At 68.4% G+C, this 24107-nt stretch carries 20 protein-coding genes and 1 pseudogene; 12 read left to right on the top strand and 9 right to left on the bottom strand.

What is annotated here, in order from left to right; translation table 11 throughout:
* Positions 1–69: 69 nt before the first annotated feature.
* On the bottom strand, positions 70–567 hold the full coding sequence (locus NLI01S_RS03125) for a DUF6194 family protein (protein WP_067598951.1): 498 nt from the start codon (positions 565–567) through the stop codon (positions 70–72).
* A gap of 332 nt (positions 568–899) precedes the next feature.
* On the opposite strand from NLI01S_RS03125, the gene NLI01S_RS03130 reads away from it, so the two are divergent.
* From NLI01S_RS03130 to NLI01S_RS03160, 7 genes are all read left to right on the top strand, one after another.
* On the top strand, positions 900–2066 hold the full coding sequence (locus tag NLI01S_RS03130; RefSeq protein ID WP_067598782.1) for a protein-tyrosine phosphatase family protein: 1167 nt from the start codon (positions 900–902) through the stop codon (positions 2064–2066).
* A 230-nt stretch (positions 2067–2296) separates the two neighbouring features.
* Positions 2297–3046, top strand: coding sequence for a septal ring lytic transglycosylase RlpA family protein (locus tag NLI01S_RS03135; protein WP_067598785.1), 750 nt, complete (start codon positions 2297–2299; stop codon positions 3044–3046).
* Positions 3047–3252: 206 nt separating this feature from the next.
* Positions 3253–6822 (top strand): TM0106 family RecB-like putative nuclease, encoded by a 3570-nt coding sequence (locus tag NLI01S_RS03140; RefSeq protein ID WP_067598788.1) that lies wholly within the window; start codon positions 3253–3255, stop codon positions 6820–6822.
* Between the two features lie 181 nt (positions 6823–7003).
* On the top strand, positions 7004–7327 hold the full coding sequence (locus NLI01S_RS03145) for a hypothetical protein (RefSeq protein ID WP_067598791.1): 324 nt from the start codon (positions 7004–7006) through the stop codon (positions 7325–7327).
* Positions 7328–7337: 10 nt separating this feature from the next.
* Positions 7338–7871: a hypothetical protein gene (locus NLI01S_RS03150; protein WP_067598794.1), complete on the top strand. Its 534-nt coding sequence runs from the start codon at positions 7338–7340 to the stop codon at positions 7869–7871.
* Between the two features lie 53 nt (positions 7872–7924).
* Positions 7925–9163, top strand: coding sequence for a site-specific integrase (locus NLI01S_RS03155; RefSeq protein WP_067598797.1), 1239 nt, complete (start codon positions 7925–7927; stop codon positions 9161–9163).
* A 115-nt stretch (positions 9164–9278) separates the two neighbouring features.
* Complete coding sequence (locus tag NLI01S_RS03160; RefSeq protein WP_067598800.1) at positions 9279–10625, top strand: hypothetical protein; 1347 nt, start codon at positions 9279–9281, stop codon at positions 10623–10625.
* 76 nt (positions 10626–10701) lie between these two features.
* Here the strand turns inward: NLI01S_RS03160 and NLI01S_RS03165 are convergent, their stop codons facing one another.
* Entirely contained in the window at positions 10702–11244 is a 543-nt protein-coding gene (locus tag NLI01S_RS03165; protein ID WP_067598803.1) for a hypothetical protein, read from the bottom strand.
* A 201-nt stretch (positions 11245–11445) separates the two neighbouring features.
* Positions 11446–12879: an amino acid permease gene (locus tag NLI01S_RS03170; protein WP_067598807.1), complete on the bottom strand. Its 1434-nt coding sequence runs from the start codon at positions 12877–12879 to the stop codon at positions 11446–11448.
* Between the two features lie 308 nt (positions 12880–13187).
* On the opposite strand from NLI01S_RS03170, the gene NLI01S_RS03175 reads away from it, so the two are divergent.
* Positions 13188–13967, top strand: coding sequence for a class I SAM-dependent methyltransferase (locus tag NLI01S_RS03175; RefSeq protein WP_067598810.1), 780 nt, complete (start codon positions 13188–13190; stop codon positions 13965–13967).
* Between the two features lie 67 nt (positions 13968–14034).
* Here the strand turns inward: NLI01S_RS03175 and NLI01S_RS03180 are convergent, their stop codons facing one another.
* The 5 genes from NLI01S_RS03180 to NLI01S_RS03200 form a co-directional block, all read right to left on the bottom strand.
* Complete coding sequence (locus NLI01S_RS03180) at positions 14035–14847, bottom strand: alpha/beta fold hydrolase (RefSeq protein WP_067598954.1); 813 nt, start codon at positions 14845–14847, stop codon at positions 14035–14037.
* A 14-nt stretch (positions 14848–14861) separates the two neighbouring features.
* Entirely contained in the window at positions 14862–15683 is an 822-nt protein-coding gene (locus NLI01S_RS03185) for an exodeoxyribonuclease III (protein ID WP_084392275.1), read from the bottom strand.
* A 30-nt stretch (positions 15684–15713) separates the two neighbouring features.
* Positions 15714–16700, bottom strand: coding sequence for a tyrosine-type recombinase/integrase (locus tag NLI01S_RS03190; RefSeq protein WP_067598816.1), 987 nt, complete (start codon positions 16698–16700; stop codon positions 15714–15716).
* A gap of 167 nt (positions 16701–16867) precedes the next feature.
* Positions 16868–17077 carry a hypothetical protein gene (locus tag NLI01S_RS03195; protein WP_067598819.1) on the bottom strand — a complete coding sequence of 70 codons (210 nt, stop codon included), beginning with the start codon at positions 17075–17077 and terminating at the stop codon, positions 16868–16870.
* On the bottom strand, positions 17065–19413 hold the full coding sequence (locus tag NLI01S_RS03200) for a phosphoketolase family protein (protein WP_067598822.1): 2349 nt from the start codon (positions 19411–19413) through the stop codon (positions 17065–17067). The genes NLI01S_RS03195 and NLI01S_RS03200 overlap by 13 nt, the downstream gene beginning before the upstream one ends.
* Positions 19414–19579: 166 nt before the next feature.
* On the opposite strand from NLI01S_RS03200, the gene NLI01S_RS26210 reads away from it, so the two are divergent.
* The 3 genes and pseudogenes from NLI01S_RS26210 (at position 19580) to NLI01S_RS26220 (ending at position 20482) form a co-directional block, all read left to right on the top strand.
* Entirely contained in the window at positions 19580–19834 is a 255-nt protein-coding gene (locus NLI01S_RS26210; protein ID WP_223809086.1) for a hypothetical protein, read from the top strand.
* Positions 19835–19842: 8 nt separating this feature from the next.
* Positions 19843–20112 (top strand): annotated as a pseudogene (locus NLI01S_RS26215) (aminoglycoside phosphotransferase family protein); the annotation flags it as partial.
* A 124-nt stretch (positions 20113–20236) separates the two neighbouring features.
* Positions 20237–20482 carry a hypothetical protein gene (locus NLI01S_RS26220; RefSeq protein ID WP_223809087.1) on the top strand — a complete coding sequence of 82 codons (246 nt, stop codon included), beginning with the start codon at positions 20237–20239 and terminating at the stop codon, positions 20480–20482.
* Positions 20483–21313: 831 nt separating this feature from the next.
* On the opposite strand, the gene NLI01S_RS03210 is transcribed toward NLI01S_RS26220, so the two are convergent.
* Positions 21314–22327 (bottom strand): acyltransferase domain-containing protein, encoded by a 1014-nt coding sequence (locus NLI01S_RS03210; protein ID WP_067598825.1) that lies wholly within the window; start codon positions 22325–22327, stop codon positions 21314–21316.
* Positions 22328–22424: 97 nt separating this feature from the next.
* Between NLI01S_RS03210 and NLI01S_RS03215 the strand changes: the two genes are divergently transcribed.
* On the top strand, positions 22425–24047 hold the full coding sequence (locus NLI01S_RS03215; protein ID WP_067598828.1) for an AMP-binding protein: 1623 nt from the start codon (positions 22425–22427) through the stop codon (positions 24045–24047).
* The last annotated feature ends 60 nt before the right edge of the window (positions 24048–24107 follow it).

Raw genomic sequence — 24107 nt, forward strand, 5'->3', positions numbered from 1 at the left:
CACACACGCTCGATTGTGCGATCACAACACCGAGCAGAGCCGGTTGCTTCCCACCGCTCACCCCATTTGTCACCTTTCCCAGGGTGCCTGCCCTGTGGTTCGCGCCCGGTGGCGCGCCGCCGCCCGCCGCCAGGCCGCACCCACCAGTTCACGCAACCGCTCACCGGTACGCGGGCCCGGACACAACACCGACACCCACCCCTGCACGGCGTAGACCGGATGCGGCAACAGCCGGTCCGACTCGGTGAAGTCGACCTCGACCCCGGCTGCGGCGTACTCGGCGGGGGAGTGGCCCACCACCTCGGTGAACAGGGCTCCTCCCACCGCGACGTTGACCCGGAACACCCCTTCCCGGTCCAGGTCGGAGACGGTGTCGAAACCCGGGTAGTCCTTGGTCACCACCGTCACGAACGGTTGGAACCCCCGCCCACTCGCCCGACCACCGGGCTCGTAGGTGAGGAAGGTGTCGCCCCAGGCCACCTCGGGCGCCCCACTGTCCTTACTCGCCCGATCCACCCGCACCGACCCCAGGCCGGCCACCAACGCGATGATCTCCTCTTCGCCCATCAGCACACCCCTACCTCACGGGCACAGGACCGACCCGGATGTCCGCCCCACTCCTACCTTCGAGTGTGTCATTGAACCGCTTTGTGAAACCCGACAGCGCCAGAACCCCCACCAACAGCAAAATCAGGAGAGCAACCCTCAAACCAACTCATCCGCTCTCCACGCCCCGACGACCTGCTCCGCGCAACGACACCGCACCACCATGGAGCGCCACCCCCTCGGCCACCCCATGGCCACAACCGGCAAACCCCGCTCGAGCGCCCCCACCCCAGGGCACACACCTCAAGGGACCACCCCCCGGACCGGCCCACCCCAGCCCCGAGAGGACGACCATGCCCTCACCGCCCCACCCCAAGCGCGACTACCGACGCCCCGAACCCGACCGTGCCGCCGGCGCCCTGCTGGGCCCCCTGGCCACCGACGCCCTGGTGGGCACCCCACCCACCAGGCCCACCATCGACCCGACCCTGACCCACCTGATCCACACCGCCCTGCAAGGCGCACTCACCACCGTCACCCCCACCGACCCGCCCCCGGACCCCACCGCCCGCGCCTGGGCCCACACCCTGCGCACCCTGGTACGCACCGGACAGCTGCCCGACCACCCCGGCGCCCTGGAACACACCCCCGACCACGACCCCCACGGCGTCTCCTGGCGGGCCCTGACCCACACCCCGCCACCGGCGCACGACCCCGCCCGCGGAGCCTTCGCCTGCACCCACCTGGTCGACGCCATCAAGGCCGCCCACCGCACCGGCGGCCACACCGCCGCCCTGTACACCGCGGCCCTGGCCGGAGCCCGCTGGGGCGCCTCGGCCCTACCACTACAAGCGATGCGCCACCTCAGCGAACACACCGACCCCCACACCCCCATCACCACCGCCCTACAAGCGATCGCCACCCGCTCCGATCCCACCCAATGGCCACAAGCACCCCTGAACCAAGAGGACCGCCAACGCTTCACCCCCTTCGCCGTTCCCCACCCCCTGGACCCCCACGTACTCCTGGGCAACCTGGCCCACCTACGCCACCACCCCACCGCCACCGACGCCGTGGTCTCCCTGTGCCGCACCCACCCCCACGACGCACCCCACCTGCCCGGACCCGACTGGGTCCGCGTATGGCTGCACGACGCGCCCGGCGCCAACCCCAACCTGCACTACACCCTGGACCAGGCCGCCACGGCCGTGGCCACCCTGCGCGCCGAAGGGAAAAGCGTCCTGGTGCACTGCTGGGCCGGAGCCTCCCGCACCCCCGCGGTGGCCGCCCGCTACGCCATCACCACCCTGGGCGCACCACCCCTGCCCACCATGACCACCCTCATCACCGCCGTGGGCGGGCACCTGGACAACCCCACCCTGTCCCAGGCCGTGGCCCACCTCAGCGGCATCGACCTGCCCGACCCCGCCCACACCCTCTTCAACGGAGACCCACCCCCACGACGCCCCGACCTGCGCACCCACACCTGCCACCACCACACCCCCGACCCACACCGGTGAGAAGTTCCACAAACCTCCCCTTTCCGGTACCGTTACCCTCGCGTTACTCCTAAGCTCTGCGCTCAGACCCCGTGCAACACCATTGACACCGGCGGCCCCACTCCACCCGTGCCGCCCCCACCCCCAGGGGGCCCACACCGGCAGGCGCACCACGCACCCGCCCCTCACCGTGCCCCGCAAGCACCAGGAGAGGGACCGCCCTGAACCGTTCCCGTTCGAAGGACTGCGTCGTGGGCAAACACCAGCCCCAGAACCCACCGGTGGACGACCACCTCGACGAGGGCACGGCCACCCACGCCGACGCCCACACCCCAACGGCCCCCGCGCCACTGGGCCCACGTCGAGCAGCCGCACGCTCACGCAAAAAGCGCGCCCTGATCGTGGCCTCGGCCGCCGGCCTGACCCTGGTCGTGGGCGGCGGCGCCGCGGCCGCCGTCATCTCCTCCGGCGCCGACCCCGACAAGGCCACCACCACCGTGGGCATCCCCCAAGCCCAACCCGACCCGCTACAGGCCTCCGCCGACGACCAAGAGGTCACCCCCGAACTACGCGAGCGCGCCGAAAACGCCCGCCAAGGGGCCACCCAATCCCAATCGGCCGCCGGCACCACCATCGCCGAAGAACCCGAACCCGAAGAGGAGGAAGAGGAGGAGGAATCCACCACCGAATCCCCCTCCGAAGGCTCCGGGGAAGGCGGCACCTGCCAGGCCTCCTTCTACGGCGACGGCTTCCACGGTGCCACCACCGCCAACGGCGAAACCTTCGACACCAACGCCATGACGGCCGCGCACAAGACCCTGCCCTTCGACACCATGGTCCAGGTCACCAACCCCGGCAACGGTAAATCGGTGACCGTGCGCATCAACGACCGCGGACCCTACATCGACGGACGCTGCCTGGACCTGTCCACGGCCGCCTTCGACGAGATCATCGGCACCGGCTCCGGAGTGGGCACCGTCTCCTGGCAGGTCGTGGGCTGAAACACCCTCCACCACCTTCGAGGGGCGCCCGGGAATACGATCCCCGAGCGCCCCTCGCCCATGTCACCGCCCCACCCGCCCCCGGCGGCGTACAATTCCCGCCCAGGGACCCCACCTCACCAGCGGACCGCCCCCACACGTCACCCCCACGTGACACAATCCCGCACCACCACGAACACCGAAACACACAAGGGGAGCACAGGGCCTTGTTCCGCACCACCTCCGGCTGGGTCATCTCACCCACCGACCTGGTCGACACCCTCGAATGCGACCACCGCACCGCACTCAAAAGCGCCCTGGCCGCCCACGTGCCCGGCACACCCCGACCCGAACCCGTCGACGCCCTCGTCGCCCAACACGGCCACGCCCACGAAAAAGCCGAACTCGACCGCCTACGCCACGTCTTCGGCCAGGTCACCACCATCGCCGACCCCGAACCCGACGACCAGGACCTGGCCCGCGCCGCCCACCAGACCGCCCAGGCCATGGCGGCAGGCGTCCCCGTCATCTACCAGGGCGTCTTCCACCACCGACTCACCGACCACGTCGCCTTCCACGGACGCGCCGACTTCCTCATCCGCTCCGACCTGGACACCACCACCGGCCGGCCCCGCCCTGACCACACCGGCGAACCCACCTACGAACCCTGGGACACCAAACTCGCCCGCCGCCCCGGCCCCGCCGCCATCATCCAACTGGCCGCCTACGCCCAAGCCGTACCCCACCTGCACGGCCCCGCCCCCCACCACATGCACCTGCTCACCGGCGACGGACACACCCACACCCTGCCCACCTCCGACTTCACCCCCATCCTGACCACCATCACCACCCGCCTACTCGACCACCTGGCCACCCCACCCGCCCTGCCCACCCCCACCTGGGGACAACCCCGACCCACCTGCGAGGGCTGCGGCTACAACACCTGGTGCTCCCAAGGACGCGTGGTGGCCCGCCACCTGTCCCTGGTCGCGGGCCTGCGCACCGACCAGGCCACCAAACTCACCGACGCCGGCCTGAACACCATCGACGCCCTGGCCGCCGCCACCGAACAGGACCGACCCACCACCCTGCCCCGCCGCTCCTTCGACCAACTCCGCGCCCAAGCCCTCCTCCAAGTACGCCAGGACACCACCCGCACCCCCACCGACCCCCAAGGCACCGTCACCGCCGAGGTCTTCTCACCCGAGGGACTGGCCACCCTGCCCGCACCCGCCCCCGGCGACCTCTTCTTCGACATGGAGGGCTACCCCTACCACTCCACCCAAGGCGGACGAGGCCTGGAATACCTCTTCGGCGCCACCACCGAAGACCCCCAAGGCAACGAAACCTTCCACGCCTTTTGGGCCCACGACCGCGCCCAGGAGAAAAAGGCCCTGGAGGACTTCGTCGACTTCGCCCTGGCCCGCATCGACACCGACCAGGGCGCCCACATCTACCACTACGCCTCCTACGAAGTGGACCGCCTCAAACACCTCAGCTCCGAGTACAACACCCGCGAAGAGGAAGTCGACCGGCTCCTACGCGAACACCGCCTCATCGACCTGTACACCGTGGTCCGCAAGAGCCTGCGCGTATCGCAGCGCTCCTACTCCATCAAGTACCTCGAACCCCTCTACCTGGACACCACCCGCTCCGGCCACGTCACAACCGCCACCTCCAGCATCGACGCCTACGCCGCCTACCTCACCGCCCGCCAAGAACACGACCCCACCACCGCACAACGGGTCCTGGACGACATCGCCGCCTACAACCGCGACGACTGCCACTCCACCGCACGCCTACGCGACTGGCTCGAAGAACACCGCACCCACCAGGGCATCACCACCCGCCCCCTGATCCAGAGCGAACTCACCGAGGAAGAAGCCGAACGCGCCCGCAAAAGAGCCGAGAAGGCCGCCCGCCACGCCGCCCTGACCGGCCCCCTCCTGGAGGGGGTACCCCAAGACCCCGACCAGCGCACCGAAGACGACCACCCCCGCGCCGCCCTGGCCGCCCTGGTCGGCTACTACCGACGCGAGAACTCCCCGCCCTGGCGCGAACACTTCCAACGCCAAAGCGCACCCCTGCCGGAACTGGAGACCGACACCAACTGCGCCGTGCCCTGGCAGGTCCACGTGGGCGCATGGCAAGAGCCCACCGGCCGTCAAAAAACCGCACGCCGCGAAGTGGCCATGCGCCTGGACCGCGCCCACCCCAACCCCTTCGGTGTCGGCGACAGCGTCCACCTACTGCACCCCCAAGCCCCCGGACAGGCCGCCACCACCCACCCCGCCAAGGTCCTGGCCGCCGAACCCGACTCCCTCGAACTACTGGAGAGCGCCCCACCCGAGGACACCATCTCCGCCGCCCCGGTGGCCGCCCTACCCGGTTCCCCCATCGACCCCAAACCCAAGGACGGCGCCCTGGAAGGGGTCGCCCACACCGCCGCCCAGGAACTGCCCACCTGGCCCGCCCACCCCGGCCTGGACGCCCTACGCCGCATCCCCCCACGCCTGAACCCCCCGGGCCCCCTGCCACGACCCACCGGCGGCGGCGACCTCATCGACGCCGCCATCAGCGCAGTGGACCGCCTGGACCACTCCTACCTGGCCGTCCAAGGCCCACCCGGAGCCGGCAAAACCTACCTGGCCGCCCAGCTCATCACCCACCTGATCAAACAAGGACGCAGCGTGGGCGTGTGCTCCACCGGCCACAAGGCCGTGGAGAACGTCATGTCCGCCGCCCTGCGCGCCGCCCAGGACCAAGGCCTGACCCTGGCCGCCGCCAAACGCCCCCGCGGCGGCAAGAAGGACCCCGACGCCCCCTGGTACCAACCCTCCAGCCAACAGGTCCTGGCCAACTGGCGCACCAAACACACCACCAAGGGCGAACCCGTCCTCATCGGCGGCACCGCCTGGGGCATGTCCGGCGCAGACACCATCGCCGACCCCCTGGACGTACTCATCATCGACGAGGCCGGACAATTCGCCCTGGCCGACACCCTGGCCGTGTCCGCCTCCGCCCACAACCTCGTCCTACTGGGCGACCCACAACAACTACCCCAGGTCGTCCAAGGCGTGCACACCGACGGCGCCGACGCCTCGGCCCTGCAACACCTGATGGCCGACCAGGCCATCATCGACCCCGCCCTGGGCTACTTCCTGGACCAGACCAGGCGCATGCACCCGGCCGTGTGCGCCCCCGTCTCCACCCTGTCCTACCAAGGACGCCTCCAAGCCCACCCCACCACCACGACCCGCACCCTGAGCACCCTGCACCCCGGGGTGTACTCACTCCCCATCACCCACACCGGCCGCACCACCCACAGCCCCGAAGAGATCGACGCGGTCCTCCAAGCCGCCCTGCGCCTGACCCACGAACACCTCACCACCGACCCCCGACAAGGACCACGCCCCCTGACCGGCACCGACATCCTGGTGGTGGCCCCCTACAACCTGCAGGTACGCGCCCTACGCCGCGCCCTTGCCCGAGCAGCCAAGGACCACCCCGCCCTGGAAGGGGTACGCGTGGGCACCGTCGACAAGTTCCAAGGCCAAGAGGCCGCCGCCGTCATCTGCTCCATGACCACCTCCAACGCCGCACAGACCAGCCGCGGCCCCTCCTTCGTCCTGGACCGCAACCGACTCAACGTCGCCCTCTCACGCGCCCAACTCCTCGCCCTGGTCATCCACTCACCCGACCTGCTCACCACCACCCCCCGCACCGTGGACGAACTACGCCTGCTGGCCTCCTTCACCGGCCTGGTCACCACCGCCCGCCCCTGGCCTTCGAAGTGAGGCACACGCCCCCTCCCAGGTTTCGGACACATCCCTGGTGGAGTACGTTTTAGATGGCACACCACCACCCCGGCTCACCCCCGTGACGGGTACCCGGTATGCCCGCGGGCCGCGACGCCGCGCGCCGCGCCCCCTTGACCCGGACCACCACCCGCATTTGTCGAAAGGCCGAACGGCCCCCGTGTCTGAACGACCCTCCGCCCCCCAGGGCGGCCGCAACACCCGCCACCCCACCGGGATCCGCGTCGTCATCGCCATCCTGGCCCTTCTCGCCCTGGCCCTTGGCCCCCTGGGATATCTGATGGGGTTGGACGCCCAAGCCCACGCCGGATCGGCCGCCGAATGGTTCACCCTGGCCTTCGGCGCCGCCGTCGGACTCCCCTTCCTGGCCGCCGCCGTGGCCACCGTCGCCGGCGACCGCCGCGCCGCCCTATGGTCCCTGGCCCTGCTGGCCTGGCCGGTGGTGTTCGTGGTGGTCGTTCACCTGCTGGGCATGGCCGGGTAGGCTCCGGCCCGTGTCACCCAAGAAGCGCAAACGCCGCAAACCCCAGGAACAACCGGCCACCACCCCTGCGCGGGAGGCCGAACAGGGACGCGTCCTACCGGGCACCACACCCGAAAAACGCACCCTCAAACGCACCCCCGTGGTGGTGGCCTCCCCACCCGACCGGCGCCTCACCGCGCTGTGGGTGATCCTGTGGATCGCCTGGGCCCTGGGCACACCCCTGGCCCTGGCCGGACTGCTCTTCGCCGGACTGGACACCGGCCAAGTCCCCAACGACCCCGGCATGGACGACCCCCAAACAGCCGCCCGACTGATGGCCGAACAAGAACGACGAACGATGCGCGCCATGGGCAACACCCTGGTGTGGCTGCTGATCATGGCCTGGGGGGTGCCCGCACTGGGCACCGCCCTGGCCCTGGCACTACGCCGCAAGATGGCCGCCCTGTGCTTCGCCCTGGCCCTGGCCCTCTCGGTCACCCTGCTGTTCCTGGTCTCCCCGCCCACCGAGATCTGGGGCGCCCTGAGCGCCCACCTGTTGGGCTGAAACCCCTCCCACCCGGCCACGCCTGACCCGAGCCCGAACCACCACCGGCCACAATGGAACACGTGGACACCACCCAAGCACCCACCATCGACACCGACGGCGCACTACCCGTCACCGTACGCAGCCGCCTACGCCACGTGGACCACGGCGTACTCGTGGACACCCGCGCCCTGGAACGCGTACGCGAACGCTTCGACGCCGACCAGGCCCACCTACTGGGCACCTTCCTGGCCGGAGCCCAATCCCCGGCCACCCTGCGCGCCTACCGCGCCGACTGGACCTCCTTTTGCGCCTGGTGCCTGGCCGAGGGCCGCACCTCCCTGCCCGCCGACCCCACCGACGTGGCCGTCTACCTGGCCGTGTGCGCCCGCGCCCGCACCCCCGACGACACCGACTGGGCCCTGGCCCCCTCCACCCTGGAGCGACGCGCCGCGGCCATCGCCGCCGTCCACGGCGCCCACGGCCTGGACTCACCCACCCGCGCCGAAGTCGTACGCATGACCCTGCGCGGCATCCGCCGCACCCGCAAAAGGCGCCCGCGCCGCAAGGCCCCCCTCATCCTGTCCACCCTGGAAGACCTACTCGCCGCGCGCCCGGCCGAAGGCCACCCCGGGGGAGTGGCCCGGCGCCGCGACGCCCTACTGCTACTGACCGGGTTCGCCGGAGCGCTACGCCGCTCGGAACTGGCCGCGCTCACCTTCGACGACCTCACCTTGGCCACCGACCCCACCACCGGCGCCCCCACCGTGGTGGTGGCCCTGCACACCACCAAGACCGACCAAGAGGGCCGCAAACACCAACAGGTGGCCCTACCCCAAGGGCGACGCCGCACCACCTGCTGCGTATGCGCCCTGACCGAATGGTCACACCTGGTACGAGTGCACGCCACCCACGGCGCCCACGCCCTTCGCTCCCACATGCAAGGGCTGCAAGGGGCCCCCGAACCCACCACCCACAGCTGCACCACCCTCCACGAACTGGACCTGGCCGATGGCACCGGGCGCCCACTGCTGCCCTCGGTGGACCGCCACGGCCGTATCGGTGAGCGCTCCATGTCCCCACGCGCGGTGGGCGACCTGGTCAAACGCTACGCCCAGCGCGCCGGACTGGATCCGGACGACTTCGGCGGGCACTCCCTGCGCGCCGGGTTCGCCACCCAGGCCGCCCTGAGCGGGGCCGCCGACCGCGAGATCATGCGCCAGGGCAGATGGACCAACCCGGCCACGGTGCACGACTACATCCGCACCGCCAACCCCCTGGACGACAACGCCGTCACCCGACTGGGGCTGTGAGGACCCCATCTCGAATCACCAACAAACCCACCGGTAACACCCGAAATAGCCCGCTAACGTGCGATCCTTCCCTGATGAGACATTAGGTTGGTTGCGTGAGAAAGGGGACGTAGCCATGGTCGACGAGTTTCGCACCGCATTCCAAGAGCTGATCGACGCATCCGTCGCCACAGACCCCCACCGCTTCCCACCGGCCGTCCACAAGGTCTACCTCCTGGCCTCCCAAATCCCCGCCTCCGAACGGGAACTGGCCCTGGAAGCCCTCACCCCCCTCCTCGCCGGCGAACACGCCGCACCCGGAGTCCTGGCCGACCTGGCCGTCGTCGCCGGCGCCCTGGTCGAAATGGGCACCGACCCCGGCACCGCCGGCATCGAAATCCTCCACCTACTGCGCACCATGGGCAACGGCGCCGTCGCCTTCCTGGACGCCTGGAACCGCACCGGCGGCGGCACCCCACCCGACCCCGACCACGTCACCGCCGACGCCGAAGCACGCGTGGCCGCCCACCTGGGCAACGACGCCCCCGCCGCCACCATGTGCTGGTGGACCAGCCGCCGCCTGGGCCTGGCCGGCAAGACCATGCTCAGCCACCCCGAGATACGCGCCCACCTACGCCGCGACCCCACCCTGCACGCCCAACTGGTGGCCATCACCAACCAACTCAGCGACCTGCTCTACGAATTCGACGAGGTCCGCACCCTCCTGCGCATGGCCGAGGCCACCTCCGCCCTGATCATGGACCGCGCCTCACGCCGAGCCTTCCGCGTCCTCTTCGACGGCATCGGCGACAACTTCCAACTCCACACCCTGCTCGCCGCAGCCCTGATCGGCCCCAACGCCCAAGGCCTGAGGGGCACACCCCCCGACCCGCGCTGGGCCGCCGCCTACCGCTCCAAGGAGACCGACCCCCAAGCCCAGACCGTATGGGGCTGGTGGAACCTGGTGGCCCACGACGGCTCCTGGGTGTGGAACGAGGGCCTGCCCGCCGAGATCCCCCGGATCGAGGGCGAACACGTCATCATCTTGGACGAGCAGCCCTACCCCCGCTCCTGGAACGCCGAACGCCGCCACCCCCAGGTGAGCGGCTGGCTGGAAGTGGACTCCGAACTGGAGACCGAGGAGGCACAGCTGTGGTGGAAACGCGTCGCCCCGGCCGAAACCCTGCCCTCGCACACCCCTGAGCAGGACGAGCCGCCCCTGCCCGAACCGGTGGTACTGGAGCCCGACACCGAAACCGCCGGAAGGGTACGCGGCTTCGTACCCCCACCCCAGGTCACCGACGCGCCCACGCCCGAGGGCACGGATCTCGACCAAGACGAGCCGGCCGGCCAAGACCACGCCCCCGCCCCTCAGACCCAAGACCCCGAACCCGAGCCGCAGCGCCCCACCACCGGCCCGGCCCTGCCACCACTACCGCCCGGGGTCTCCCACTCCAAGGGGTGGGGTCCCACCTGGCGCTGAGAGGCCCGCGGCCCCCGCACCCGAGAACGCTCGAGGGCGGGGGCCGCGGACCATGGGGGAGCGGCCAGGGTCGCCCTCAGTCCTCCTCCAGACGATGCCGAGGCTCGTGCACGGCCGAGACCGGCTCCGAGCCCAGCGCGCCACCACGCCGCTCAAAGCCACCACCACCGTCCTCATAGAGCCCCTCGAAGTACTCCTCCTCGCTGGGACCCTCCTCCGCCGAGCGCACCCAGCGACCGCCCACGAACAACGGGGCGAACAACACCAGGGCCAAGGGGACGAACACACCCAACGGCAGCAGCACCAAGGCACCCTCACTGCCCGGAAGCGTGGGCAAACGCTCCACCAGGTGCGGACGCACCAAGGAGAGCACGCTCAGCCCGGACAGCACCAGGGCCACACCGAAGGCCGGCATCGGGGTCGACCGCGGGGGCACGGCCAACAAGGCCAACAGGACTCCCACGCCCACCAGCCCGGCCAGAGCGACCGGTCCGGTACCCGACAGCACACTCATGTCGGCGGCGTGCAGGCCCCGCAGGTGCGCGAAGGCCCAGCCGCATACCAGCAGCAGGACCGGGCCCAGAACAAGGCCCGACAAGAAGCCGACGAAATGTCGCACGGGGGGGTGCTCCTCTCAGGGGTTGGCAGCACGATAGCGACAAAAACCGACTAAGGCACCCTTGCCCTCTACCCGGGCACACCACCCATGCCCGTGTCGAAGCCCCCCGACCGGCCACGACAACCCCCACAACAACAGTGGCGCCCCACCCCCAAGGGCGAAGCGCCACCACAGCCGAACCATCAACCACCGTGAGCCGAATCACTCCGGCGCACAGGACCCATCCCCACGCGAACCCGACCCCGCACCAGGCACCGAACCCGGACCGACCAACACATCCAACTCCCGCGGACCCACACGACCCGGCACCCCCAACACCAAACGACTGGGCTCAGGACCCAACCGACGACGCACCTCATACGCCAACACCGCGACCACGACCGCACCCACCGACGCCCACAACGCCTGACGGTGCTCGGGCAACGCCGCCATGGCCACGAAGACCGCCACCAACCCCGACAACGTCACCCACGTCAGATACGGAAAACCCCACATACGCAACGTCAACCGCTCAGGGGCGTTACGACGCACCCGAGCACCCAACACCAACTGCGAAGCACAGATCACCAAGAACAACACCAACAGGATCGCCCCGATGGAGGCCACCAAGAACCCGAACACCTGACCGGGGAACAAATAGTCGGCCACCACCGCCGCGTACCCCACCACGGTGCCCAACAGGATCGCCCGCACCGGAACCCCACGCCGATTGGTACCACGCAACACCCCAGGCGCGTCCCCCTGACGGGTGAGCGTGAACAACATCCGTGAAGAGGTGTACATCGCCGCGTTGAGCACACTCAACACCGCGATCAACACCACGATCTCCATGATCAGCGCCGCACCCGGAACGCCCACGGTCTCCATGACCACCACGAACGGACTACGGTCCAACTCCGTGGAGTTCCACGGCACCACCATCACCACCACCACGATGGAGGCCACATAGAACAGACCGATCCGCCAGAGCACATTGGTGATGGCCGTGGCCACCCCACGCTCGGGCTCCTCACTCTCCCCGGCCGCCACCGTGATGATCTCCACCCCACCAAAGGCGAACAACACCACCACCGTGGCACCCAGAACCGCGACCCACCCCTTGGGCGCGAACCCACCGATCTGCCACAGGTTGGCCACCGTCGACCCACCCGAGCCACTCCACAACCCCAACGCGTACAACCCGCCCACCAACAAGAACGCCACGATCGTGGCGACCTTGACCAGTGAGAACAACGACTCGGTCTCGGCGAACACCTTCACCGAGATCAGGTTGGCCACCGTCATGGCCAACAACACCACCAACGCCAACGCCCAACCGGGCAGCTCCACCCACTGCCCCACGATCGTGGCACCGGCCACCGACTCCGCGGCCACCAACACCGCATACATCCACCAGTACACCCACCCGATGGTGAAACCCGCCCGCGGCCCGAACGCCAACCGCGCATAGTCGGAAAAAGACCCACCCGCCGGCACCGCCACGACCATCTCGCCCAACGCGCGCAGGGTCAAGAACACCAAAGCCCCGGCCAACGCATAGGACAAGATCGCCGCCGGCCCCGCGGTCTGGATCACCGCACCCGAGCCGATGAACAGCCCGGCCCCCACCGAACCGCCGATCGCGATCAAAGCCATGTGCCGGCGGCGAAGCGAATGCGCCAGCCCCGACCCGTCCTGGTCCTGTGTCGTCTCTCGCGACGACCTCTCACTGCCTGTCACACGCCCCACCATAGGACGAAAGGACCATCGACTCTTCCGCGCCCTGGACCAACGACCGACGAACCCACCACCGCACCACCCCCAAGCCCTCACCACCGCCTACCACTTCGGACTCATCCCACCCACCCCAGAACACGACACACCCCACACCACCACCAACAGAAAGTAACAACACTGCTACGTTCAGCAATCAAAAGGGCGGCACACCACCGGGGGAGACCACCATGACCACACCAGCGGCCATCGACCTCGACCTCATCACCCACCTGTACCGAACACACCACCACGACCTGGCCCGCGTACGCGACCAACAACGCCACCACCACCAAGCCGACCCCACCATGACCCCCCAACTCGACGACCTCGAAGCCGAGATCACCTACCTGCTCCTACGCCACCACCAACCCACCAACGTCGTAGAGATCGGCGCCTACTACGGCTGGTCCACCACCTGGATCCTGTCCGCCCTACGCGACAACGGCACCGGACACCTGCACTCCTTCGACATCGTCGACCACGCCACCCGCCACGTACCCCAAGACCTGGCCCAGGACCGCTGGACCTTCACCCAAGGCGACGTACGCGCCAAGATCACCCACATGCCCGCCCGCACCGACTACCTGTTCCTGGACGCCGCACACAACGGCTGGTTCGCCCGCTGGTACATCCACCACCTACTGCCCACCCTGCCCGCCCACATCCCCATCAGCGTCCACGACGTCTTCCACCAACGCCACGCCCTGCCCTTCACCGAAGGCGCCGTCCTCCTGGCATGGCTCGCAGACAACACCACCGACTACTTCACCGCCTCGGCCGCCCGCGCACCCCACCACCACCGGGCCTTGAACGACCTCAAAAGCAACCTCGACCTGCACACCCCCGTACACGAAAGCACCCACAACCCCATGATCTTCTTCCGCCTACCCCAGCGCCCAAGGCCCGCGGCCCTGTTCACCCCACCACGCCAACGCACCTCCAACGACGACCCCGCACACCGCACCTGAACACACAAAAGAACGGGGGAGTGGACCCACCAGGCCCACACCCCCACACCCCTCACCCGCCTACGCCTCACACCCCGTCGGGCTCCGCGCGCTCCACCTCCACCAACTCCTGCTCGGCCTGCACCCGAGCACGCTCCTCGGTACGGGCCCGCACCACCGAACGCCCCTGCCCGACCGAGACCACATCGGCCGCATCCCCCACGATCCGCGAGAAATTCACCGGCTGATCCAAACTCACCATGTGACCGGCCCGCGGAACATTCACCAACCGCCCATCACCACAAGCATCAAAAAACTGCTTCTCATGAATCCGGAAATGATCACGCGCACCATTGATCAACCACACCGGACCCTCATAAGCACGCAACGCCGCGATCGCGTCCATGTCAGAGATCTCATCGATCACCGCCGTGGCGGCCTCCACCGCCAACCCACCATCCAACACCGCATCGACCGCACCATCACGCAACGTCAACCGATGAAAATGCTCATTGAGCGTGGCCCCCTTATCGGGCAACCGATCCATCAACGCAGCCGGAATCCGATACACCTGCGCCAACGACTGCGCCGGCTTGGCCGTACAACTGGCCGCCACCAACCCCGCCACCCGACCCGGCCCCGCCACCCCCGCCGCGGCGATCGAGACGAACCCACCCAAACTCAACCCCACCAACAGGGCACCACCGCCCACCTCGTCGATGGCCGCCGAAACCGTGTCCACCGCACGCCCCAGCGAGAACTCCTCACCCCGCCGCGACCCGTGCCCGGGCAGATCCGGCGCCACCACCGTACGCCCCTGCGCACGCAACAACTCCAACTGCGGCCGCCACATACTCGACGACAACCGCAACCCGTGCACCAACACGATCGGCACACCCATCACCGCACCCCCCTTCATCCCCGCACCGCGTAACGCACCGTCACCGGCGCGTGATCGGACCAACGCTCCTGGCGCGAGGGATAACGCTCCACCACACCCTCACGCGCACCACCCGCCAAACCCGGCGTGGCCACCTGAAGATCGATCCGCCACCCGGTGTCATTATCAAAGGCCCGCCCCCGATACGACCACCACGAATACGGGCCCTCCTGATCAGGGAAGAACGAACGCATAACGTCCACATACCCCGCCTCATCGAAAACCCGCGACAACCAAGCACGCTCCTGCGGCAAAAACCCAGAATTCTTCAGATTCCCCCGCCAATTCTTCAAATCCGCCTCAGTATGCGCAATATTCCAATCCCCGCACACCACCAACTCACGCCCCACACCCTCGACCTCCGAGCGCCGCCGCACCAAATAGGGAAGGAACATCTCCATGAAACGCTCCTTCTCCTCCTGACGCGGCGTACCCACCTCACCCGAAGGCAGATACAAACTCGCCACCGTCACCGAACCGAAATCGGCCTCCACATACCGGCCCGCATCCTCGAACTCCGTCCCCGGAAAACCCACCCGCACCGCATCGGGCACCACCCGCGAATAGATCGCCACCCCCGCACGACCCTTGGCCGCCGCAGGACACAACACCACATGCCACCCATCCGGCTCCATCACATGAGCCGGCAACTGATCGGCCTGCGCACGCGTCTCCTGCAAACACACCACGTCCGCCTCAGTGGCCCCCAACCACGACACGAACCCAGGATCCTTCCTGGACGCCGCACGCAACCCGTTCACATTCACACTGGAAACCACAAAACTCGACTCGTTCACGCCCAACAGAGTAGCCACCACACCACCCCCTCAAGCCCCCTCCTGCGCCAACCTCCGCAACACCCCATAGGTGCGATTGGACCCGGCGGCCTCCCGCTGAGCCCTGGACGTCACCTCGATATAGGCCTGCGACGACGTCACCGACGCATGCCCCAACAAATGCATGATCTCGGTGACCGACGCACCATCCTCGGCCAACCTCGTAGCGAACGTGTGCCGCAACGCGTGCACCAACGTCCCCCGCGCCACCCGATCATGCACACCCGCATGCCGATAACACTGCTTCACCAAGTACTGCAACCCACCCCGACGCAACCCCTGCCCCCGGTTGTCCACCAACAACGCATCCGACCCACGCACCGGAGCATCGAACCGCTGCCCACGCGAGACCAAATACGCCTCCAACAACGCCTCCAACGGCACCTCGATCGGCAACACCCGCTCCCCACCACCCTTGCCCACCACCCGAATCCGCCGCTCACCAGGGCGCCCACCCAACGACTCCACCCGAAGCGACAACATCTCCGCCGACCGCATCCCCGTCAACAACGCCAACGCCAACACCGCCAGGTCCCGCTCCGGCCACGGATCCCGCGCCCGACGCGCACCCCGCGCCAACGCCTCCAACAACCGCTCCGGGGTGTCCTCACCCATCAACGGCTTGGGACCCGAAGGACGCACCCGCGGCCGCGGCACCGCCGACATCGGATTACCCGCCACCACCTGCTCGGCCACCCAGAACGAAAAGAACCCGTTCCACGTCGACCACGCCCGCAACACACTCGAAGCCGCCCGCTCCTCCGCGAAATCCGCGAACGCCTCCCGCAACACCTGCGAGGTCAACGCCCCCAACACCACCCCATCGACACCACACCCCAACACCCGCGCCGCACACCCCGACACCGCCACCAGATCCCGCCGGTAGGCCGCCACCGTGTGCGGCGAGGGCTTGGCGGCCCGCCGCGCCACCAAATACCGCTCGATCGCGGACTCCACCAACAAAGCATCGCCACTCATACCCACATCCTGCCCGTAACCGCCACCACGTGCGCGCACCACCCACCCCCCACCACCAACCGCCCCCTTTCCCGCCCACGACGGGGAAACGGGGGAGCGGCACCACCCACCAGGGCGACAAAAAACGGGGCGACCCCCAAGAGCCCGCCCCGCCCACACCACCCACCTCACCCCAACACCCGCCGCACCACCCGATGACCCACCGCATCCACCACACCCACCTCCGCCGAGGCCCGCTCCACCTCACGCTCGTCCCACACCTGGTCCTGCACCGGGATCACCCGGGACCACTCCACCCTCTCGCCCGCGCCCACCACGCTCAGCTTCAAGCCGCTGGACCCGGCGTTGACCACCAGAACACGCATCAGTACGGCCACACCCAATCGCGAATCGTCTCCGGATCCTCACCGAACTCCCTGGTGTGGGCCCGCTGACGCGACCGCTCCTCCACCATCTGCTGCCGCACCTTCGCCGCGCTCCGCGCCAACCCCGCGACCCGGTCGATGACGTCGATCACCAGATGGAACCGGTCCAGGTCGTTCATCATCACCATGTCGAAGGGGGTGGTCGTGGTGCCCTTCTCCTTGAACCCCCGCACGTGCAGGTTCTCGTGGCCGCGCCGCCGATACGTCAACCGGTGCACCGACCACGGGTACCCGTGGAAAGCGAAGATCACCGGCCTGTCGGTGGTGAACAACGCCTCGTACTCGGCATCGGGCAACCCGTGCGGGTGCTCACCGGTCGGTTGCAACCGCATCAGGTCCACCACGTTGACCACCCGCACCCGCAACCACGGCAAGTGCCGCCGCAACAGGTCCACCGCCGCCAACGTCTCCAGCGTTGGCACATCACCCGCACACGCCAACACCACGTCCGGGTCCGCACCACCATCGGAGCTCGCCCACTCCCAGACCCCGATACCTCGAGCACAGTGCGCCACCGCCTCCCGCATCGGCAGGTGGTCCAAAGCGGGCTGCTTACCGGCCACCACCACGTTCACATAGTCACGAGAGCGCAGACAGTGATCGGCCACCGACAGCAAAGTGTTGGCGTCCGGAGGCAGGTACACCCGCACCAGCTCGGCCGGCTTGTTCATCACCACGTCCAAGAACCCCGGATCCTGGTGACTGAACCCGTTGTGGTCCTGCCGCCACACATGCGAGGACAGCAGGTAGTTCAGCGAGGCGATCGGCGCCCGCCACTCCAGCTCACGCGAGACCTTCAACCACTTGGCGTGCTGATTGAACATCGAGTCCACGATGTGCACGAACGCCTCATAGGAGTTGAACAACCCGTGCCGGCCGGTCAGCAGGTACCCCTCCAACCACCCCTGGCACAGATGCTCACTGAGCACCTCCATCACCCGCCCCTGCGGGCCCAGATCCTCATCCACCGGATCCAGACGCCCCCACCACACCCGGTCGGTGGCCTCATAGACCGCCGACAACCGGTTGGAGGCGGTCTCGTCCGGACCCATGATGCGAAAACTCCTCGGGTTGGCGCGCACCACCTCGCGCAGGAAACCCCCCAACACACCGGTGGCCCCACTGGAGTGCGTCCCGGGTCTGGAAAAACGCACCGCGTGCTCCCGAAAGTCGGGCATCACCAACGGCTCCAGCAACAGCCCGCCATTGGCGTGCGGGTTGGCGCTCATACGCCGCTCACCCCGCGGCGCCAGGTCCCGCAACTCCTCGACCGGCCCACCCTGGGCGTCGAACAACCGCTCGGGCCCATAGGAGCGCATCCACCCCTCCAACAGGCGCAGATGCTCCGGATCCGAACGCACCCCCGACAACGGCACCTGGTGCGAGCGCCAGGTCCCCTCCACCGGGTCACCATCCACCTCCACCGGGCCGGTCCACCCCTTGGGCGAGCGCAACACCACCATCGGCCACACCGGCCGGTGCGAGGCACCCCCAACGCGTGCGGCCCGCTGGATGCGCGCGATCTCCTCCAGCGCCTCATCCAACACCGCGGCCATCTTCGGATGCATCACCTGCGGATCCGACCCCGACACCACCAGCGGCCGATACCCGAACCCCTCCAACTGCTTGATGAGCTCCTCATCGGTGATGCGATCCAACACCGTCGGATTGGCGATCTTGTACCCGTTCAGATGCAGGATCGGCAACACCGCACCATCACCCACCGGATCCAAGAACTTGTTCGAATGCCAGGAAGCGGCCAGCGGACCCGTCTCGGCCTCACCATCACCCACCACACACGCCACCACCAGGCCCGGATTGTCGAAAACCGCACCGAAGGCGTGCGCCAACGAATACCCCAGCTCACCACCCTCATGGATCGACCCCGGCGTCTCCGGCGCCACGTGCGAGGGGATCCCACCGGGAAAGGAGAACCGACGAAACAAACGCCCCATCCCCACCTCGTCCAAGGGCACATCCCGATACACCTGGCTGTAGGTACCCTCCAACCACGCGTTGGCCACCGCCGCCGGCCCACCGTGACCCGGCCCCATCACGTAGATCATGTCCAGATCACGCTCACGAATGACCCGGTTCAGATGCGCGTAACAAAAGTTCAACCCCGGCGTGGTACCCCAATGCCCCAACAACCGCGGCTTGATGTGCTCGGGCGCCAACGGCTCCCGCAACAACGGATTGTCCAACAAATAGATCTGCCCGACCGACAGGTAGTTCGCCGCCCGCCAATAGGCGTCCAGCAACCTCAGATCCTCATGCTCCACGACCATCGACCTCCTCAAGACGAGGTGTTCACGGTGGGGGAGGACCGGGCCAGAACCCGCACACCCCTCCAAGGTCGACGGGAGCACACCCGGTCCGAACCACCGTAACCGCCCACCCCGCCACACTCCATGACCCACAGCCCCGCCAACCAAGGCACTACTGTGGCCCATCGTGACCACGGATCCCACCACCACCTACGCCCGATGGGGCCACCACCACACCCGACCCCTGGGACAAGGCATGGAAGGCACCGTCCACCACCTGGGCCCCGGCCCCCTGGGCGAGGACCTCATCGCCAAGGCCTGGCACACCCGCACCGCCACCGACCTCCAACCCCTCCAGGCCTTCTACGACGAACTCGCCACCCACGCCACCACCACGACACCACCATCACCATCGAGCCCCACCTACCGGGAACCGCCCTGAGCACCCTCATCGACCAGGGCACCCTCACCCACCCCCAAGCCCAGGACACCCTCACCAGCGTCCTGACGGCCCTGTCCCACACCCGCGCCGGCGCCGCCACCCGCGCCCTACCCGTCCTGGACGAGGACCGACCCCTGTGGGAGGGCCACACCACCTGGGGCCAGACCATGGCCGCCCTGGTCCAACGCCGCACACGACGCTTCGCCCCCTCACTGCGCGCGGCACTACCCGACCTGGACACCCTGCTGGACGCACTGACCCGGCGCCTGCACCGCATCCCCGACCCACCCGCGCGCATCGTGCACGGCGACCTGTGCCCGCCCAACATCCTGGCCACCCCCCCAGGGCGAGCCCACCGCCGTCCTGGACTGGGGCTTTCACACCACCGCCGGCGACCCACTGTTGGACACCGCCACCGCCGCCGGGTTCTACGACATGTACGGGCCACGCGCACGCGAGTTCGACGACGCGCTGCTGGCCCGATGGGCGGGGGAGTCGGGGACCGAGCGCGAGCGCGCGCTGGTGTACCGGGCCGCCTACGGGCTGGCGTGCGCCAACGCCTATTCGGAGCAGGGTCGGGACGGCCACTTCGCCTGGTGCGTACACACCTTCCAGCGCCCGGAGGTGCGCGCCGCCCTGGGGCTGTGAGAGGCGACGATGGGGGAGCGGGGCGGGGTTCCACTGGGCCACCGCCGCGGGGGGAGAGGGCTCCGTGGTTCGCGCACCGGGCGCATCCACCCCTTCACCTTCGGTGCGCACGTCTGTTCGAATGCGAAGGGCGCGGGGGAGTCGCGTGGTCAGTGGTCAGGTGCGCACCGGGGGTCGACCGGCGCCTGCCCTGCCTCTGCGCCACTCGCACGCTAAAACGGTCACGTGTCGCCAAAACACCTCAAAATGATGCATAACACCGTTTATGCATGAAACATGGAGATATCGCCCGGCGAGAGTGGTTCTCGGCAACACCCACCACGAGCAGAACCCTCGAACGGGGAGACCCCACCTGCCGGACCACCGACCCCCGACAGGAGATGCCCCACACCGCCGGCGCCCACCGGCCGGTCACCCACATCCCACCGACCGGCCACTTGCCCGAGCATCCTGCGCGCCCGACTCCGATTCGGGGGCTTCACACTCGGCCACAGGCCGCACACGGCGCCCCCGAAAACGACGCCACCCCGCCACCACCCACCCGCTCAGACCCGAGTTCGCCCACCCGCGAAAAACCCACCCGACCCTCGGCGACCCCGGCGCGAGCCGCACCCGCCCGCAACACGCCAGCGGTCACCCCAGACCCACCACACACCCCACAGGCCACCCACCCGCCACAACCCCTTCCCCACAGGCATCCCCACAACGCCGATAATGCACATTATGTCAAGTTAAATGTTCGTGGGCCTCCCCACCACCAAAAGACACGACCAAGCCCCACACCCCTGAAGACAAAAAGAGGGCCACCCGAACCCGAGCGACCCCCACACCTCACGACAACGGCAACCACCCCGTGCACACCCTCAAACCCCCACCCGACTCCAACCGCTCCACCACAGCCCGATCCAACCGGGTCCGCCGCGGCGCCGCCCCCACATCCACCCGCGCCATCCCGAACACGAACCGGAACACATCCCCCTCACCCGAAGACCCCTCACCCACCAACGTGAACCTGCGCTGGAACCGCACGATGTTGGAACCCTCCCCCAACACCTCACCCCAATAAGGATCCAACAACCACGACGTACACGTGGCCACCACCGGATCCATCCCCAAATGCTCCCGAGCGAACCCACGCGCACGCGCCAACGCCCCATCTACCGAAACCGGATCCAACCCACCCGTGGGGATGTGCAACCGCAACACCGCATCCCCCACACCCATCCCCGGACCCCACCCGGCCGCCTCCTCCTCCGAATACCACGGCACCGACCCCGGAGCACCCAAACGAGCCGGCTCCAACTGCAACCCACCCACCCAGTACAACCGGCCCCGGAACTGCGCCGCCACCCACGCCGCCGTCTCCACACTCAACCACCCGAACAACCGCCGCGACCGGGCCACCTGCACACCCACATCCGCCAACGTCGCCACCGTCACCGACTCATCGATCCCCAACGAGGCATGCCGAGCGAACTGCTCGGGCACCATCGCAGCGAACGCCACCAGCGACACCATCCGCACCCGCGCGTCCTCCACCTCCACCAAACTCGGCCAAGAACGCCACTCCCCCACCGGCAGATCCCGATCAGCCCACAACCGCCGACACATCAAATCCACCAGGTACCACAACTCCGGCGGCCAACCACCATCACCCTCACCCGGCCACAGGCCCGCCACCTCCACACGATCGGCCTCGGCCAAAGCGAACAACCCCCACACCCGCTCCGCCTCAACACCCACCGGCACACTCAACCCCGCACCCGGCAACGCCTCAGCCTGCGCCAACCACCCCCGAACATCCTCACCCAAACCAAAACGTTCCACCACAAGAGCACTATCCATGACCACATCCTGCACCCACCCACCAGTGAGACGCGACCCACAGATGCGCATAGTCTTGAAACACCACCCACCACCCGAAGAACGAGGAACACCACCGATGTCGGACCCGGCGCAACTCCTACGCGACTGGATCGCCACCTACCACACCCCCACCACGTCGGTGGCCCACCTCCTCTGCGAACGCCACAACCCCCACACCATCGCCACCACCGAAATCGGCCCCACCCTGGAGGCCACCACCCTCACCTTCGGCGAACTCGCCCAACGCTCCACCACCCTGGCCGCCGGCCTGGCCACCCTCGACATCAACCCCGGCGACCGCATCGCCACCCTCATGCCCAAAGGCATCGACCTGACCATCACCGCCCTGGCCATCTGGCGCCTAGGAGCCGTCCTGGTCCCCCTCCTGTCCTCCCTCGCCCCCCACGCCATCACCCAACGCCTCACCGACTCAGGCGCCCACCTGGTCATCTGCCAAGACGAATACCGCACCAAACTCGACCCCGGCCCCCACCACCCCACACCCCCCACCTGGCACATCGCCACCACCGGCACCCACCCCCTACGCCCCGGCGACCACACCCTCACCACCCTCACCACCCACCCCAACCCCACACCACCCCAACCCACCACCACCGCAGACACCACCCTGGCCCTGCTCTACGTCTCCAACCTCATCGGCCCACCCCGCGGCGCCCGCGTCCCCGTCCGCGCCCTGGCCGCCATGCACGCCTACCACCACCACGGACTCGGCCTCACCCACCACGACACCTACTGGAACACCGCCGACCCCGGCTCCGCCTACGGCCTCTACCACGGCCTCATCTCACCCCTGCTCGCCGGCCACAACTCCCTGGCCCTACGAGCAGGCTTCTTCGACCCCGAACTCACCCTCGACGTCCTGGGCCTACACCAAGTCACCAACTTCGCCTCAGACCCCACCACCTACCGCACCCTGCGCGCGGCCACCAAAACCCTGCCACCCGAGATCATCGTCCAAAACCTCGCCAGCGCCGGCGAACCCCTCGCCCCCGACGTCATCGACTGGGCCACCGACCTCTTCGGCGTCCCCGTCCGCGACCACTACGGACAAACCGAACTCGGCTGGTGCGCCGGCATCCCCAACGACCCCGACCTGCCCGAACACACCCACCACCTCCCCCCAGGCGCCATCGGACCCGCCCTACCCGGCTGGAACATCCACGTCCTGGACCCCATCGACGACCAACCCGCACCCGCCGGCGTCTTCGGACGCATCGCCATCCACCACCCCACCAGCCCCCTGGACTGGTTCGAGGGCTACCACGGCTACGACAACACCATCGACATCCGCCACAGCCCCGACCACACCCACCACCTCACCGGCGACACCGGCATCATCGACCGCCAAGGCAACCTCCACTTCAACACCCGCGACGACGGCGCCATCATCACCCGCAGCTACCGCATCGGCCCCACCGAAATCGAAGCCGTCCTGACCACCCACCCGGCCGTGGACGAAGTCGGCGTCTACGCCATCCCCGACGACATCGCCGGCCACCTCGTCGGCGCCCGCATCGTCCTACAGCCCCACACCCACCCCACACCCCAACTCACCGACGAACTACGCGACTGGGTCGCCACCCACTTCGCCCCCCACGCCACACCCCACAAAATCGACTTCGTCGACCAACTCCCCCGCACCGCCTCAGGCAAAATGCGCCGCTCCCACCTGCGCTGACACACCCACCCCCACACCCCGGCATAGCCTGACCAGCACAGGAACACACCCGGGAGCACA

Origin of the sequence: Nocardiopsis listeri NBRC 13360 (genome assembly GCF_001570765.1) — a bacterium.
GTDB lineage: Bacteria > Actinomycetota > Actinomycetes > Streptosporangiales > Streptosporangiaceae > Nocardiopsis > Nocardiopsis listeri.